At 48.3% G+C, this 15,213-nt stretch carries 15 protein-coding genes; 10 read left to right on the top strand and 5 right to left on the bottom strand.

Going from position 1 to position 15,213, the window contains the following annotated elements:
• The first annotated feature begins 70 nt into the window (after positions 1-70).
• From NQS30_RS12720 to trhO, 9 genes are all read left to right on the top strand, one after another.
• Positions 71-514, top strand: coding sequence for a hypothetical protein (locus NQS30_RS12720; RefSeq protein ID WP_025284165.1), 444 nt, complete (start codon positions 71-73; stop codon positions 512-514).
• A gap of 264 nt (positions 515-778) precedes the next feature.
• Positions 779-1,249 carry a helix-turn-helix transcriptional regulator gene (locus NQS30_RS12715; protein WP_025284166.1) on the top strand — a complete coding sequence of 157 codons (471 nt, stop codon included), beginning with the start codon at positions 779-781 and terminating at the stop codon, positions 1,247-1,249.
• A gap of 71 nt (positions 1,250-1,320) precedes the next feature.
• Positions 1,321-2,391, top strand: a complete 1,071-nt coding sequence (locus tag NQS30_RS12710; protein WP_061581726.1) for an iron-containing alcohol dehydrogenase family protein — start codon at positions 1,321-1,323, stop codon at positions 2,389-2,391.
• Positions 2,392-2,472: 81 nt separating this feature from the next.
• Entirely contained in the window at positions 2,473-3,627 is a 1,155-nt protein-coding gene (purT, locus tag NQS30_RS12705; RefSeq protein WP_032870218.1) for a phosphoribosylglycinamide formyltransferase 2, read from the top strand.
• Positions 3,628-4,103: 476 nt separating this feature from the next.
• Positions 4,104-4,637, top strand: coding sequence for a CDP-diacylglycerol--serine O-phosphatidyltransferase (pssA, locus tag NQS30_RS12700; RefSeq protein ID WP_007409002.1), 534 nt, complete (start codon positions 4,104-4,106; stop codon positions 4,635-4,637).
• Complete coding sequence (locus NQS30_RS12695) at positions 4,628-5,116, top strand: DedA family protein (protein WP_003156711.1); 489 nt, start codon at positions 4,628-4,630, stop codon at positions 5,114-5,116. The genes pssA and NQS30_RS12695 overlap by 10 nt, the downstream gene beginning before the upstream one ends.
• A complete protein-coding gene (locus NQS30_RS12690) occupies positions 5,109-5,924 on the top strand; it encodes a phosphatidylserine decarboxylase (protein WP_007409003.1) in 816 nt (271 codons plus the stop codon). Before NQS30_RS12695 ends, NQS30_RS12690 begins: the two co-directional genes overlap by 8 nt.
• Positions 5,925-5,966: 42 nt before the next feature.
• Positions 5,967-6,242 carry a hypothetical protein gene (locus NQS30_RS12685; protein WP_160222813.1) on the top strand — a complete coding sequence of 92 codons (276 nt, stop codon included), beginning with the start codon at positions 5,967-5,969 and terminating at the stop codon, positions 6,240-6,242.
• Positions 6,243-6,346: 104 nt separating this feature from the next.
• On the top strand, positions 6,347-7,315 hold the full coding sequence (gene trhO / locus NQS30_RS12680) for an oxygen-dependent tRNA uridine(34) hydroxylase TrhO (protein ID WP_052827005.1): 969 nt from the start codon (positions 6,347-6,349) through the stop codon (positions 7,313-7,315).
• Between the two features lie 36 nt (positions 7,316-7,351).
• Here trhO and gltP read toward each other — a convergent pair whose 3' ends face one another.
• Positions 7,352-8,602: a glutamate-aspartate/proton symporter GltP gene (gene gltP, locus NQS30_RS12675; protein WP_007409006.1), complete on the bottom strand. Its 1,251-nt coding sequence runs from the start codon at positions 8,600-8,602 to the stop codon at positions 7,352-7,354.
• A 369-nt stretch (positions 8,603-8,971) separates the two neighbouring features.
• Between gltP and NQS30_RS12670 the strand changes: the two genes are divergently transcribed.
• Positions 8,972-10,039 carry a branched-chain amino acid aminotransferase gene (locus tag NQS30_RS12670; RefSeq protein ID WP_218791463.1) on the top strand — a complete coding sequence of 356 codons (1,068 nt, stop codon included), beginning with the start codon at positions 8,972-8,974 and terminating at the stop codon, positions 10,037-10,039.
• A 40-nt stretch (positions 10,040-10,079) separates the two neighbouring features.
• On the opposite strand, the gene NQS30_RS12665 is transcribed toward NQS30_RS12670, so the two are convergent.
• The 4 genes from NQS30_RS12665 to NQS30_RS12650 all read right to left on the bottom strand — a co-directional run bounded on the left by NQS30_RS12665 (position 10,080) and on the right by NQS30_RS12650 (position 15,104).
• Complete coding sequence (locus tag NQS30_RS12665) at positions 10,080-11,483, bottom strand: amino acid permease (protein WP_161620106.1); 1,404 nt, start codon at positions 11,481-11,483, stop codon at positions 10,080-10,082.
• 113 nt (positions 11,484-11,596) lie between these two features.
• Entirely contained in the window at positions 11,597-12,544 is a 948-nt protein-coding gene (gene mmuM, locus NQS30_RS12660; protein WP_218791464.1) for a homocysteine S-methyltransferase, read from the bottom strand.
• Between the two features lie 115 nt (positions 12,545-12,659).
• Positions 12,660-14,096 (bottom strand): alanine/glycine:cation symporter family protein, encoded by a 1,437-nt coding sequence (locus NQS30_RS12655; protein ID WP_218791465.1) that lies wholly within the window; start codon positions 14,094-14,096, stop codon positions 12,660-12,662.
• A 24-nt stretch (positions 14,097-14,120) separates the two neighbouring features.
• On the bottom strand, positions 14,121-15,104 hold the full coding sequence (locus tag NQS30_RS12650; RefSeq protein WP_007409011.1) for a glutaminase: 984 nt from the start codon (positions 15,102-15,104) through the stop codon (positions 14,121-14,123).
• Positions 15,105-15,213 lie beyond the last annotated feature (109 nt).

Here is a 15,213-nt window from a genome sequence, read left to right as displayed (position 1 = left end):
GATTTATGATTGGCTATATTGTCATTAACATAAATAGGGTAAATAGTTACAGGAAGGAAGGATTTTCTCGATGAAAAGCAAAAAGATTTTTAAGTCGCTCATCATTATTTTTACTCTTTTAATCAGCGGAATTGGTTTTATGGGTTTTTCTTCTCCGCAAAAAGCAGAGGCTAAAGACTGGCTTCATACTTATAAAAGCGGGTATTTCACTAACTATGTGATCAATACATATCACCCTAAATTCACTAAAACGACAAAAAAGTACACCTTGAGAGCCGTGACTTTTAAATCCAACAGTAAAGGGAAGGGCACGTATAAAATATACGTCCAAAAGCAAGTCAACGGCAAAGGTGCCTGGAAAACAATCAAAACCGCCAATGCAAAGAAAAATGGAACGACTTATTTTGAAACACCTTCGTTGAAAAAAGGAGATTCATACAGATTTAAATTGGTCAATCAGGGTTCGAAAAAACGTGTCAATTATAGTGCAAGATGGATTGTATTCGCTTCATAATGCTGATCTTCCGGTCTATAAAGTTTTAGCTGCTGCAGCTGCGGCAGCTTTTTATTTTGTCCGGAGCTCAACCGCCAGGGAGCCAGCACCTGTCTCTTCGGGCGTGCGTTTGTATTTCACCGCATCATTCTGGATTATGCGGAAAGGTACATTGCTTCAATGATAAGCCAATCCAGGGTTCTTTTGATTCGTTTGAAAATGTTCTGATATAAAAAAGGCGTGCCGCGGTGTAAAATGGCTATATTGATAAATATGGAGGTTGAGATGGATCAAGATTATATGACTGAGCTTGTCTCAGTCCAGCTGAAGAAAATCCGGTCGGAGAGAGGCTACACACAGGAGAAAATGGCGGATGTGATCGGTCTTTCTAAAAAGTCGCTGGTGCAGATTGAGAAAGGGCGGGCGCTTGCGGAATGGCCGCATGTTGTGGCGGTTTGCGCGCTTTTCAGATCAAGTGAAACACTGCAATCCGTATTAGGAGATGATCCGCTGGAGGTCATTGAAACGGTTGCTCACCGCACAATTGACAGGCCGAAGGGGAAGACGATGGGCGGCAAGGTGTGGTGGAAAGCCATCGAGAAAAAAGGCGAGTTCCGCTTGCAGCAGCATTTGATTTCCCACCATTACCGCATCCTTGATTCTTATGATGATCTGTGGTTCAGCAGTTTTGAAAAGGCAGAGGCTTTGGAGCGGCTTGATGAGCTGTTTTTGGAGGCGGAAGAAACGAAGCGCTAAGCACCTCCGGTTGATGTATTTTCTGACAAGTGGGAAAATATATATAAATTCCAGCCAAAGGAGAGATTCGAATGAAGCCTGAAGATATCGTCCGAAGCGGCCCGAATCAGTACATATGCAAGGAAGGAATCGCAAAAGAACTTCCGGGGCTGCTGGAGACATTCAGAAAACCCGTTATTGTGACCGGAATCAAATCCTATCAGGCGTTCTCCGATTACAGCGGCGGTTCTTCCTGGGATGTGATTCAGCATAAAGGATACTGTTCACCTGAGGCGGTGCGTAAGGTCTGTGAGCAGGCGGAAGACGCGGATGTGATCATCGGTATCGGAGGCGGCACGATATTGGATTTGGCAAAAGCGGCGGCAGACCGGCTTGATATTGAAGCTGTGATGGTTCCTTCCATTGCGGGGACGTGTGCGGCAAGTACGCCGTTGAGTGTCATATATGATGAGAGCGGCAATTTTATCAGAGTTGATTATCATAAGCGTTCAAGCTATTTGACGCTTGTTGATCCGCTGTTTTTGCTTTCCTCTCCCATTGAATATATGAAAAGCGGGATCGGTGATACGCTGGCGAAATGGTATGAGGCCGAGGCGGTCATCAGAAATACGGAGGAGGCGGCGCCGCTGATGGCGCAGGCGGGGCTGAGACAGGCGGAATATATCCGTAATCTGTTATTGCGTTACAGTGAAGCGGCCGTCGGAAGCATGGAGAAAGGCGAGCTGTCCGTGCCGTTCATCCATACGGCGGAAACGATCATTATGCTTGCGGGAACGGTCGGCGGGTATGGCGGCCGTTTGTGCAGGATGGCAGGGGCGCATGCGGTCCACAACGGACTCAGTTTTCTTCAGGAGACACATCAGGTGCTGCATGGCCAGAAGGTTGCTTACGGCATATTGGTGCAGCTCGCGCTTGAGAATCGGAGACCTGAGATTGAAGAGCTGCTTCCGTTTTACCGCCGGCTCGGTTTCCCCGTCAGTCTCTGTGATCTCGGCATCCTTGACAACCATGAGGAAGCCAAGCGCCGCATTGCTTCTCACGCCTGCCGGGCGGAAGAATCGTTATGCTTAATGGGGCAATATCGCGAGAAGGACGTGTCAGCTGCGATTGAATCGCTCGAATCAGCGCAAAAGACAGGATAGAGCTTGTCATCTATCTTGTCTTTATTTTTTGAATATTTCCGTTATAATGAGTGGGGTATAGAAAGGGAGGGGCCAAAGGACATGTATCAGGCGAAGAAGATGTTGTTATTAGGATCAGGCGAGCTGGGGAAAGAAGTCGTCATTGAAGCGCAGCGGCTCGGGGTTGTCACTGTAGCCGTTGACAGCTATGAGCATGCTCCCGCCATGCAGGCCGCGCACAAAAGCTATGTGATTGATATGCTTGATAAAGCGCAGGTCAGAGAAGTCATTGAGAAAGAAAAACCGGACTTGATCGTGCCGGAAGTGGAAGCCATTGCGACGGATGAGCTGCTGAAGCTTGAGGAAGAAGGTTTTCACGTCATTCCGAATGCGCGTGCGGCAAAGCTGACGATGGACCGTGAAGGCATCAGACGGCTTGCGGCAGAGACGCTTCATCTTCCGACTGCCGGCTATGAATTCGCGAATACATATGAAGAATTTAAAGAAGCGGCGGAAACAATCGGCTTTCCGTGCGTGGTAAAACCGCTGATGAGCTCTTCCGGAAAAGGGCAAAGCGTGTGCCGCTCGGCTTCCGGGCTGAAAAGCTGCTGGGACATGGCGATGGAAGGCGGCCGGGTGAAAAACGGCCGGGTCATCGTTGAGGAATTCATTCCGTTTGAATCAGAAATCACTCTTCTGACAGTGCGCGCGGCGAACGGTACGTCCTTTTGCGCGCCGATCGGACATGAACAAAAAGACGGTGACTATATTGAATCATGGCAGCCTCATCATATGACGGAACAGCAGATCAAAGAGGCGAAACACATTGCGAAAAGCATAACGGACGAGCTCGGCGGATACGGTTTGTTCGGGGTGGAGCTTTTCCTTACTGAAGATAAAGTATATTTCAGCGAGGTGTCCCCCCGTCCGCATGATACGGGGCTCGTTACGCTTGTAACGCAAAATTTGTCAGAGTTTGCGCTGCATGTCCGCGCGGTATTGGGATTCCCGATTCCGGAAATCACTCAGCTGTCGCCGGGGGCAAGCCGTCCGCTGAAGGCGCCAAAAGAGCTTGCTGATTACGCGGTTGAAGGTTTGGAGAAGGCTTTGGGGGTAAAAAGCACTCAGGTCCGCGTATTCGGTAAACCCGTCACGAAAGTTGGACGCCGTATGGCGGTTGCGCTTTCTGCAGCTGAGACCGTTGAAGAGGCCAGAGAAAGAGCGGCCGAAGCACTCAGTCATTTATCAATTACATAAAATGATCTTAAAAGGCGTTTTTACCGTAATGGTAAGGCGCCTTTTTTGTTTGGCAGACTATATACTGGAAAACGGGGTTGTGAGATAATGTATGAGGCCGTTTTGTGCCGGCTTTTTAATTCATGAAACTTTTTATGTCCGCAATCGTTATATGTAATGTTCTCATTTCACGGAGAAGGAAATAACAATACATCATACGGCTTTTCATTCATCAAGAACGGACAATCCGGATCGCGGCATGGAATATTTAAGCAGGGTAATCCGGAATAGAGGAATCCATGATTGCTTACCTTAATATGAACGGCGAAAAAACAAAAATCACCAGATTAGATTGTTCAAATAACACCAAATGCTGTATAATAAAAGAATTTGAATGATAGCATTGAAAGAATTTCATTTTATGTTTCCGTAAAATGGAGCCTTTATGCATACGCAGTCCGATTTGATATGGTTTTAATTGGAGGTTTGTGTAAACTGTGAATTATATACCTAGTATGATTACAATTGGAAATTTTATTTGCGGGCTCTTATCGATTCATTCCCTTTTGTATCATAATATACACTCTGCGGTGATTTTTATTTTCACCGGGATGTTTCTTGATTTCTTTGATGGTTTGGCCGCCCGTAAGCTGAACGCGGTATCGGAGATGGGAAGGGAGCTTGACTCTTTTGCTGATCTCGTGACGTTCGGCGTTGCGCCGTCCATGCTCGCTTACAGTGTTTCACTATATACGATTCCGTTCATCGGAATTTTAATCGCGCTTTCCTACAGTATCTGCGGGATGATCCGTCTTTCCAGATTTAATATTGAACAAAGCAAGCTGCCGACGTTTATCGGGATGCCGATTCCGTTTGCGGGTATGTGTCTTGTCATTTTGAGCTTTATCAATAACGCTTTTCTTCTGGGGGCGGGAACGATCGCGCTCGGTTATTTAATGGTCAGCAACATTAAATTTCCGCACTTTAAAAAACAGGCGCCTGAAAACCTGGAGAGCAGAAGATGGAATTAGTTCAGCAATTAATATCCGATTACGGATATATCGCGATTTTTCTTATGCTGACACTCGGTATTATCGGATTGCCTATTCCGGATGAAGTCATGATGACGCTTGTAGGCTACTTCGCTCATTTAAACGTGCTGAATTACGGGCTCTCCATTCTGATCAGCTTTATCGGAGCGCTCCTGGGGATGATTATCAGCTACTTCATCGGCAGAAAAGCCGGCCGGCCGTTTATTAATAAGTTCGGGAAATGGGTCGGCCTGAAGGAAAAGAGGATGGAGAAAGTAGACAGGTGGATGAAGAAGTACGGGCCGTACACCATTATTTTAGGTTATTTCATCCCCGGCATCAGACACGTGACCTGCTACTTTTCCGGAATCGGCAGAATGGAATTCAAAACCTACTTATGCTTCGCCGCCATCGGAGCGTTTTTATGGTGTTTTATTTTTATTACTATAGGAAAATTCATAGGAGTAATCAATGTTTAATACTGCCGCTAAAGTTCTTTACCGTTCATTGATTGAACTGACTAATAATCGATTGACGTCTTATCTCATTAAAAACTTCTGTGAATCGAAACTGAGCAAGCCGATGATTCCGCTGTTTTCCAAACACTATCGCATCAACTGGAATGAAACGGAGCGCACGGCTTCTGACTTTGATTCACTGGCGTCATTTTTCATTCGTGATATTAATTTGAATCTCCGCCCCGTGGCAAAAGAGAAGAACGCCATCGTCAGCCCGGTGGACGGTGTCGTTCAGACGGTTGGCATGATTAAACCCAATCAAACTTTCATGGTAAAAGGGAAGGATTATTCGTTCGCCGAACTGACGGGGTTTAAAAGCGCCGATCACAAGTATAACGGCGGGTGTTTTGCCGTGCTTTACCTGAGCCCGAGACATTACCACCGCTTCCATTCTCCCGTCAGCTGCACGTATCAGAAGCTGGCCGAGCTGGGGAAACGCTCCTATCCCGTTAATACGATGGGGTTAAAGTACGGGAAAGATGTGCTCTCAAAAAATTACCGTTATGTGTACGAGCTGACCCGTGCTGACCAGCAGATGCTCATGATTCCGGTAGGTGCGATGAATATTAACTCGATCGTTCAGACAAACACCGGAAACAGGCTTGAGACGGGGGAAGAGCTGGGCTATTTTTCATTTGGATCGACCGTTATTTTAGTATTCGAGAAAGATATGTTTACCCCTTCGGATAACCTGACTGAAGGCCGTGAATTACAGGTCGGCCAGATCATCGGTTATGCGGAGTCACAGGAGGAGGCGTCCGCTTTATAAAAGCTGCTCCTCTTTTTTATATGGTGTAAGGAAGTGAATATTATGGAAGGAAAGGATTTGGCAAAGCTGATAGAGCAGTACCAGCATACAGGGGATCAGCAAATTCTTGAAGCCGTGCGGGACGCATGCCGGCCTGTCGTTGAGGCGCTCATCTCAGAACTGGCTGAAGACAGCGCCTATCTTTTGCGGGCAAAAGGCCGTGACCGTTTTCCGTTTATTATCGGCAAGTATCAGACCGCGGCCGGCCTTTCGCTTGAGACCTTTTTGCGCAACACGTATCGGTTTTATTTTCAGCAGGTTTTAAAAGGCGAAGCGTGACTGGAAGAAAGAGTACGGACGGAAATGTTCATCTTTCGCCCGTTTTCCTGTATGATATAGTAGAGTGTGCAATCATTAATATAATTGAACAGGGTGTATAAATCATGGAAAAACAATATAGAGTTTTACTTTATTATAAATATGTAAAGATTGATGAGCCTGAGGAGTTCACGGCTGAGCATTTGAAGTTTTGTAAGGAGCTCGGTCTGTTAGGCCGTATTTTGATTTCTGAGGAAGGCATTAACGGTACGGTGTCCGGAACGGTTGAACAGACGGAACAATACATGAATGCGCTGAAAGCTGATCCGCGCTTTGCCGACATGCCGATCAAAATTGACGAGGCTGACGGACATGCATTCCGCAAAATGTTTGTGCGCCATAAAAAAGAATTGGTGACGCTTCGTCTCGAAGATGATGTTGATCCGAATGTCACGACGGGCAAGCATTTGAAACCGAAAGACTTTTATGAGCAAATGCAGGATCCTGACACGATCGTGATCGACGCCAGAAACGACTATGAGTATGACCTCGGTCATTTCCGCGGAGCGGTCAGACCTGATATTGAGGCGTTCCGTGAGCTGCCGGACTGGATTGAAGAGCATAAAGACATGCTTGAAGGCAAAAAAATCCTCACGTACTGCACAGGCGGCGTACGCTGTGAAAAATTTTCCGGCTGGCTGCTGAAGAAGGGCTTTGAAGACGTGTCCCAGCTTGACGGCGGTATCGTCACTTACGGTAAAGATCCTGAAGTGAAAGGGCAACTGTGGGACGGACAGTGCTACGTGTTTGACGAAAGAATCAGCGTACCGGTCAACCGTGTAGAGCACGTTATCATCGGAAAAGATTATTTCACGGGCGAGCCGTGCGAGCGTTATGTGAACTGCGCAAATCCGGCATGTAATAAAAAAATGATCTGCACACCTGAGAATGAATACAAATACATGCGCAGCTGCAGTCACGAATGCCGTACGAACGAACGCAACATGTATGTGAAAGAGCACGAAATGACCCAGGAAGAAATCAATGAACGCCTTGCTTTGATTGAAAAAGAGGATCATGCGGCGATTGATTAATAGAAAAGACCACCAATAAGGTGGTCTTTTTTGTGTTTACATACTTTCTGTCCGGGCGGTCTGGTCTGCCGTGACGGGTCCTTTATATTTGAATGCTTTTTCCCACTTGGACACGACAATGCAGGCGACCGCATGGCCGGGCACGTTAACGCCGGTTCTCGCCATGTCCATGACGCGGTCGACACCGGCAATGATGGCGACGCCTTCCGCGGGGAGACCGACGGCATTCGCTGTCGCCAGAAGCACGACGAGTGAGCCTGACGGGACGGCGGCAATGCCTTTGCTTGTCATGACGAGCACAAGCATCATCAGAAGCTGCTGAGAAAGCGGCATCTCCACATGAAACGCCTGCGCCAGAAAAATACAGGACACCGATAAATAGAGGCTTGAGCCGTCACAGTTCAGCGATAAACCTGACGGAACCACAAAGGAGACGACCCGCTTCGGACAGCCGTATTTCTCCATCCGATCCATCAGCTGAGGCAGAATGGTTTCTGTGCTTGTCGTGGAGAAAGCGATCAAAAACAGATCCCAAATCATTTTCAGCACTTCAAAGTATTTGATTTTAAAGATAAGCCCCACGATCGGAAACAGAACGAAGAGTATCAGGAACAGCCCGAGGAACACAGTGCCGATCAGCTTCAGCATCGGAAGCAAAAGCGCGATTCCGAATTGCCCGACAGAGGCGGCCATCAGGGCGAGAACGCCGATCGGAGCGGTGACCATTACCATTTGCGTCAGCTTGAACATAATATTTGCCGTGGATTCGAAGAAACTCATGACAGGTGCGGAGGCTTTGCCGATGCCGGCTGCGGCAACACCGAATAAAATCGCGAAAAAAATGACGGCGAGAAGATCGTTTTTCGCCATGACGTCAATGATGTTAACGGGGATAATATCAAGAAGCATTTGTTTCAGGTCGACTACTTTTTCCGTATAGCCGGAAAGCTCGTGAATATCTTTTTTAGCAAGATGAGAGAGGTTAAGTCCGACTCCCGGCTTCAGCACGTTCGCCAATAACAGACCGAGCGCCAGAACAAGCGTCGTAATCACTTCAAACCAAATAATCGTTTTGATGCCGAGACTGCCCATCTTTTTCATACTGCCGCTGCCGGCGGCTCCGATAACAATGGTCGAAAACACGATCGGCACGACAATCATTTTAATCAGGCGGATAAATCCGTCTCCGACGGGCCGCAGCGCCATCCCGAAATCCGGGAAGAAGTGGCCGATCAATGCTCCGATGGCTAAAGCGATCAAAATCTGGAATGCGATAAATTTTTTCAAGCGAATCCCCCTTTTACTTGCGCATTTCATACGTAATTCGTGAAGCAGGCGGCAACCACCTTCCTATTCGCCATAAATTTGTCACATTATTGACTGTGCGAAAGAAAGGATTGCTTTACATTATGTAAGCGCAATCATTTAATATGACAGAAAGTCCTCATTGAAAAAAATCAAGCAGAATAAAATAAAGTTAGATTTTCGCTTGAAAATATCAAAAATTTTGATAATTATCCTCTTATAAGTGGTATATTTGATATGATACGGTCAACTGCATCCTCATATATCTGTGCATACACGATTCAGGCAGAGAAAACAGGCAGCTTACAAAAGACTGAAAATTTGAACAATTATAAGAAAGGTGTGCTTTTGTTGAATCAACTGATTGAAAGACGCAAGGTCACAGCAAGAAAAGAAAAACCGGACTCCGCTTCATTGGGGTTTGGCAAGTACTTCACAGATTACATGTTTGTCATGGATTACGAAGAGGAGAGAGGCTGGCATGATCCGAGAATCACCCCTTATGAACCGGTCCATCTGGATCCTTCCGCATCGGTTTTCCATTACGGGCAGGCCGTATTTGAAGGGCTGAAGGCTTACAGGTCAGAAGACGGCCGGGTATTGATGTTCCGTCCTGACCAAAATATAAAACGGCTGAATAAATCGTTACTGCGGATGAGCATGCCGCCTCTTGACGAGAAGCTGGCGCTGGAGGCATTGATACAATTGGTGGAGCTGGAGCAGGAATGGATACCGATAGAAAAAGGAACCTCTTTATATATCCGTCCGTTTGTAATTGCGACTGAGCCTTCTTTAGGCGTCCGGCCGTCAAAGCGTTACAAGTTCATGGTTGTTCTGACGCCTGTCGGTTCGTATTACGGCGATCAGCTGAAACCGATCCGTATTTATGTGGAGGATGAGTATGTGCGTGCCGTCACCGGCGGAGTGGGCGACGTCAAAACGTCCGGAAATTATGCGGCCAGCTTACAGGCTCAGCGGAAAGCCGAAGAACTGGGGTATGATCAGGTGCTTTGGCTCGACGGGGTGGAAAAGAAATATGCCGAAGAGGTAGGGAGTATGAATATCTTTTTCATCATAAACGGAGAGGCCGTAACGCCGGCGTTAAACGGAAGCATTCTCGGGGGCATCACACGCGCATCTGTGATAGAGCTGTTAAAAAGCTGGGGCATCCGCGTCAGGGAAGAACAGGTCGCCATTGATGACATCTATGAGGCTGCGATGAGAGGCGAGGTGTCAGAGGTATTCGGTACGGGAACCGCGGCCGTCATCTCGCCGGTTGGCGCGCTGCACATTCACGGAGAAACGATTGAACTGAATAACGGTTTGATCGGTGAAGTGTCAGAAAGGCTCTATGAAACGATTGCCGGCATCCAAGTCGGGAAGGTGCGGGATTCGTTCAGATGGGTGGTTGAAGTATAAATGAAAAAAGAACCCTTGCACTGCAGGGTTCTTTTTTTGGTTATTGGGATTTTACGGCTTGCACGCGGGCTCTGCTTTTCCGGTTTTTCAAGTAATAAGCGGTGTAGCAAACGGCCATAAATGCAATTCCGCAATAAAGGGCGATGGCCTGGTTCGGATCAAAAGCGATGCCGATACAGGAGGCGAGGCACAGGAGAAAGGCCGCTATCGGTACGGCCGGATATCCCGGCGTCCTGTATTTCAAGTCTGAAAGCTGGTGCCCTTCTGTAAGAAACCGTCTTCGGAACAAAAATTGCGATGCGGCGATGCTCATCCACACAGCCACTACCGCAAATCCTGAGACGGAGACGAGAACAAGATAGACTGTATCCGCTGCAAATACGCTTGACAACAACGACAGAATGCCGCCGATCATACTGAAGATCAGAGCGTTAAAAGGAATGCCTTTAGAGGTCAGCCTGGCAAAGGCGGGATGAAGCTCCCCTTCTTTAGACAGGGACCACAGCATGCGTGATGACGCGTACAGCCCTGAATTGGCCGCAGACAGAAGCGCCGTTAAAATGACGAAATTCATCAGATCGGCCGCATAAGGCACGCCGACTCTGTCAAATACCGTGACGAACGGGCTTTCAATCACACCGGCTTCCTTGATGGAGATCATCCCTGACAGCACAAAAATCGTTCCGATAAAGAAAAGCGCCAGCCGCCAGACTGTAGTCTTAATGGCGCGCGGAACGGTTTTTTCCGGATCGGCGCTTTCCCCTGCGGCGATTCCGATCAATTCCGTCCCTGAAAAAGCGAAGTTTACTGAAAGCATCGTCATCAGTATCGGGAAAAAGCCATTTGGAAAAAGGCTGCCGCCATCCGTAAAGTTCGACAGCATAGGTGCGGCCTCACCGCTTTTCATCGGGACGATGCCGAACATCGCCGCTCCGCCCAATAAAATAAACAGTAAGATGGCTAAGACTTTAATGCTTGAGAACCAAAACTCCGATTCAGCAAAAAATTTCACGGAGAAGGCGTTTAATAAAAAGATGAAAAGAGCGAATACCGCACTCCACATCCAAACCGAAGTATGCGGGAACCAACGCTGCATGAAAAGCCCGGCCGCCGTGAATTCAGAGCCCAGCGCCACCGCCCACGTCAGCCAGTACAGCCATGCAACCGTAAAGCCTGTCGCGGGCCCGATATAGGTTTTCGCATAGGTGTGGAATGCGCCCGTCACCGGCATGGCCACTGACAGTTCACCGAGGCAAAGCATGACAAGATAGACGATGCCCGCGCCCAAAAGGTAAGCGAAAATGGTGCCCGCCGGACCCGCCTGATGAATGGTATACCCAGAGCTTAAAAACAGCCCCGTTCCGATCACACCTCCGAGTGATAGCATAAAGAGGTGTCTGCTTTTCATACTTCTCTGAAAATTCGTCTCGTTCTTGTTGTTCATTGTTTTCCAACTTTCTGCGAAGGCCGTTCTAATAAAAAATCTCATGCCGGCGAACGGCACGAGATTCCGGCGAACCGGCTTTTTGAATAGAATATACAAACTATTCCGATTAGTCAAGTTGTTTTTAAGGTCTTGGCCCAATCGGCAATGGCCTGAATGTCCGCAGGTTTCGTCCGGCAGCAGCCTCCGATCATGCTCACGCCGTTTTCGTACCAGCCTTGCGCGCTTTTTCCGAAATGGTTTTCGCACGCTGCGCCTTTCCAGGTTTTTGTCACCGGGTCATATTGTTCGCCGGAGTTCGGATAGGCGATAATCGGTTTGGACGTTGCCCGTTTGATTTCTTCTATCAGCGGCGGAATATGTTCAATCGGTGTGCAGTTGATGCCGATCGCTGCGATTTGGCTGCAGGAGTCAAGCAGGGCCGCACATTCGGAAATAGGCGTGCCTTCGCTGATATGCCGTCCGTCTTTGGCGCTGAAGCTCATCCATGCATAAGTGCCGGGGAATTCCTCCAGCAGCCTTGTGATCGCTTTTGCTTCTGACAGACACGGAATGGTCTCACAGGCCAAAAGATCGGCGCCGGATTCTATAAGGGCTTTCATCCGGGGGCGGTGAAAGCTGATCAGCTCATCCTCCGTCAGTCCGTAATGCCCGCGATATTCTGAGCCGTCAGCGAGGCTCGCGCCGTAAGGTCCGATAGAAGCGGCGACCAAAGGTTTGGGCCGGTGTAAACGGTTTTCTTCATGCGCCCAAAATTCATCGCGTGCTTGTGCGGCAAGTTCAACAGATGTCTGAATGAGACGTATCGCATCGGTTTCCGGGATGCCGCGCGCTGCAAATCCTTCGATTGTCGATTGATAACTGGCGGTGATCGCGCAATCAGCGCCGGCGGCAAAATATTCTGCATGCACCTGTTTGATCAGTTCTGGCCTCTCCAAAAGAATTTTGGCCGACCACAGATCGTCATGTAAATCACAGCCCATCCGCTCAAGCTCGGTTGCCATCGCGCCGTCTATGATCATAACCGGGTATTCATTTAATATTTGTGTAATGGGATTCATAGGCCTTCCTTTCTGACTTTACTGAAAATATATAAAAAGGGTAATGGATGCTATTCTCTTTGTCAATGAACCGGCAGAAAAAAGGTGTTCAGGACGCTGCCCGAACACCTTTTGTTTAGGAAATGTGTTTGCCTTTCGCACTTTTCGCGATGTCTGAATACTCCCAGCAGTCGATCCCGTCATCATCAGGGAGCACATCTCTGTAAAAGACGGGGTCCTTTCCGGCTTTCTTTTGCCGGGCATAATCGCTCAAAGCGGCAAACGCTTTTTTCGACAGAAGGAAAATCGCGATTAAGTTCACGACCACCATTAAGCCCATGAACAAGTCAGCCATATCCCACACAAGCTGGACTTTGGAAATACAGCCGAACAGTACCATTCCGAGCACGCAGATGCGGTAAATGAACAGCCATTTTTTGTTCTGGCTTAAAAATCCGATATTGGTTTCTCCGTAATAATAGTTGCCCATCAGAGCGCTGAAGCCGAACAAAAGCATTAAGACGGCAAGGAAACCTGACGCCCATGCGCCGACATGATCGCTCAAGGCGGCCTGAGAAAGCGCGATGCCGCTCAGTCCCGGCTGGTGATACGCGTCTGAAAATAAAATGATAAGCGCCGTGCTTGTACAAATGACGAGCGTATCCGTCAGGACGCCGAATGCCTGAATGAGCCCCTGTTTCACCGGGTGGCTCGTTGTAGCTGTCGCCGCCGCGTTCGGAGCGCTTCCCATACCCGCTTCATTTGAGAAAATCCCGCGTCTTACACCTTGCATCAAGGCCGCACCTAAAGCGCCGCCCCCTGCCTGATCAATGCCGAACGCATTTTTTACGATTAGCGACAGAACGCCGGGCAATTGGGTGATGTTCGTCAGAATGACAAAGAAAGCGACACCGATATATAAAACGGCCAAGACGACTACGATGTATTCCGCCATTTTCGCAATTCGTTTGACGCCGCCGAAAATCACGCCGCCGAAAACCACGATTAAAATAATGCCCAATGTAAGCCGGCTGGTGCCGAATGCGTTTTGAAAGGCGACGCTGATCGTATTGGATTGAACGGAATTAAAAACAACCCCGAATGACAGTGTGATTAATACGGCGAACAGCGCGCCCATCCAGCGTTTCTTCAGGCCCTTTTCCATGTAATAGGCCGGGCCCCCGCGGAATCCGTTTTGATCTTTTACTTTATAAATTTGGGCCAGCGTGCTTTCAACAAAGCTTGAAGCCGAACCGATGACTGCGATAATCCACATCCAGAAAATAGCGCCCGGACCGCCGAGTGAGATCGCAATGGCGATTCCGGTAATATTCCCGGTTCCGACACGCGCCGCCATACTGATGCAAAATGCCTGAAACGGGGAAATGCTGTTTTTTGTCCGGGCGGCCGCGCCTTCCTTCAAAACCCGGATCATTTCCTTCAGCATGCGGACTTGCAGACCCTTTGATCTGAACGTAAAAAACAGTCCCAGAGAAAGAAGCAGTACGATTAACAGTTTTGACCATAAAAAATCATTTGCCGAGCCGATTACATTTTCAAGGAATTCCTGCATCCAATCACCTCTTGGTTCGTTTGATTAAAAAATACTGAGCTCCCACTCCTGTGCGATATGTTTCAGCAGCATGCCGCCGGTCAGGCTGTTGCCGTATTCATCAATGGCCGGACCGTAAATGCCGATGCCGCAGCCGTTATGAAAAGGCTGTTCTCTTCTGGCGCTTGGGGGAACCAATGCCATAATGCCGCCGGATACCCCGCTTTTGGCCGGGACGCCGACGAAAGCCGCATATTTGCCTGACGCATTGTACATTCCGCACGTCAGCATCAGGGCTTTGGCGAGTTTCGCGACATCTTTCGGAATGACCTGTTCCCGTCGGATCGGATGGTATCCGTCATGCGCAAGTATCAATCCGATTAAAGCGATGTCCTCGGTTGTACCCTCCATGGCGCACTGCTTTAAATACACTTCAAGCGTTTCTTCCACATCCGCCTCGAGAAAGTTCGTTTCTTTTAAATAGTAGGCGAGCGCTCGGTTCCGATGCGCGGTCTGCCATTCAGAACGGAAGACCTCCTCGTGAATGTGTGGGCGTTTTCCTATTAATTTTTCAAAAACGGAAAAGAGATATTCTAATTTATCATGCGCCGTTTCACCCGGAAGCAGCGAGGCGACGGTAATGGCGCCGGCATTGATCATCGGGTTGAAGGGCTTCCCGGGTTTATGGATTTCAAGCCGGATGATAGAATTAAACGCATCACCCGTCGGTTCCACGTCCACACGATCCAGCACGTAAGAAATGCCTCTGTTCATGCAGGCGGCAATAAAGCTGATGACTTTTGAGATGCTCTGCAATGTGAACGGGACATTCCATTCACCGGCATGAATCATTGAGCCATCCGGCTCTAATATGCAAATGCCCAGCTGAGAGTCGTTGATTTCTCCGAGGGCGGGTATATAATTTGCGCTTTTTCCATTGACGGAAAACGGTCGGTAATGCTCGACCCAATCTTGTAAAAGTGAAGCCAGTTCCTCTTTTTCAAGGCGCTCTCTGACCATATCTTTCATAACATTCCTCCTCTATTGCAAGCCTGTCCGAAGCGGAAACCGGTCTTGGAAAACGTTTTCAAAAATAGCGTGTTCCATGTTAATGTATAATGACATCTACAGAATCATA

Source organism: Bacillus sp. B1(2022) (genome assembly GCF_040259625.1).
GTDB classification, from domain to species: Bacteria; Bacillota; Bacilli; order Bacillales; family Bacillaceae; genus Bacillus; species Bacillus velezensis.
This window is presented reverse-complemented; position numbering and strand designations above follow the sequence as displayed.

Coding starts and splice junctions, on each gene's coding strand:
- NQS30_RS12690 (WP_007409003.1), top strand. CDS start 5,109: ATGTTTAATACTGCCGCTAAAGTTCTTTACCGTTCATTGATTGAACTG.
- mmuM (WP_218791464.1), bottom strand. CDS start 12,544: ATGAATCCCATTACACAAATATTAAATGAATACCCGGTTATGATCATA.
- purT (WP_032870218.1), top strand. CDS start 2,473: ATGTATCAGGCGAAGAAGATGTTGTTATTAGGATCAGGCGAGCTGGGG.
- NQS30_RS12710 (WP_061581726.1), top strand. CDS start 1,321: ATGAAGCCTGAAGATATCGTCCGAAGCGGCCCGAATCAGTACATATGC.
- NQS30_RS12715 (WP_025284166.1), top strand. CDS start 779: ATGGATCAAGATTATATGACTGAGCTTGTCTCAGTCCAGCTGAAGAAA.
- trhO (WP_052827005.1), top strand. CDS start 6,347: ATGGAAAAACAATATAGAGTTTTACTTTATTATAAATATGTAAAGATT.
- NQS30_RS12720 (WP_025284165.1), top strand. CDS start 71: ATGAAAAGCAAAAAGATTTTTAAGTCGCTCATCATTATTTTTACTCTT.
- NQS30_RS12655 (WP_218791465.1), bottom strand. CDS start 14,096: ATGCAGGAATTCCTTGAAAATGTAATCGGCTCGGCAAATGATTTTTTA.
- NQS30_RS12695 (WP_003156711.1), top strand. CDS start 4,628: ATGGAATTAGTTCAGCAATTAATATCCGATTACGGATATATCGCGATT.
- NQS30_RS12665 (WP_161620106.1), bottom strand. CDS start 11,483: ATGAACAACAAGAACGAGACGAATTTTCAGAGAAGTATGAAAAGCAGA.
- NQS30_RS12650 (WP_007409011.1), bottom strand. CDS start 15,104: ATGAAAGATATGGTCAGAGAGCGCCTTGAAAAAGAGGAACTGGCTTCA.
- NQS30_RS12685 (WP_160222813.1), top strand. CDS start 5,967: ATGGAAGGAAAGGATTTGGCAAAGCTGATAGAGCAGTACCAGCATACA.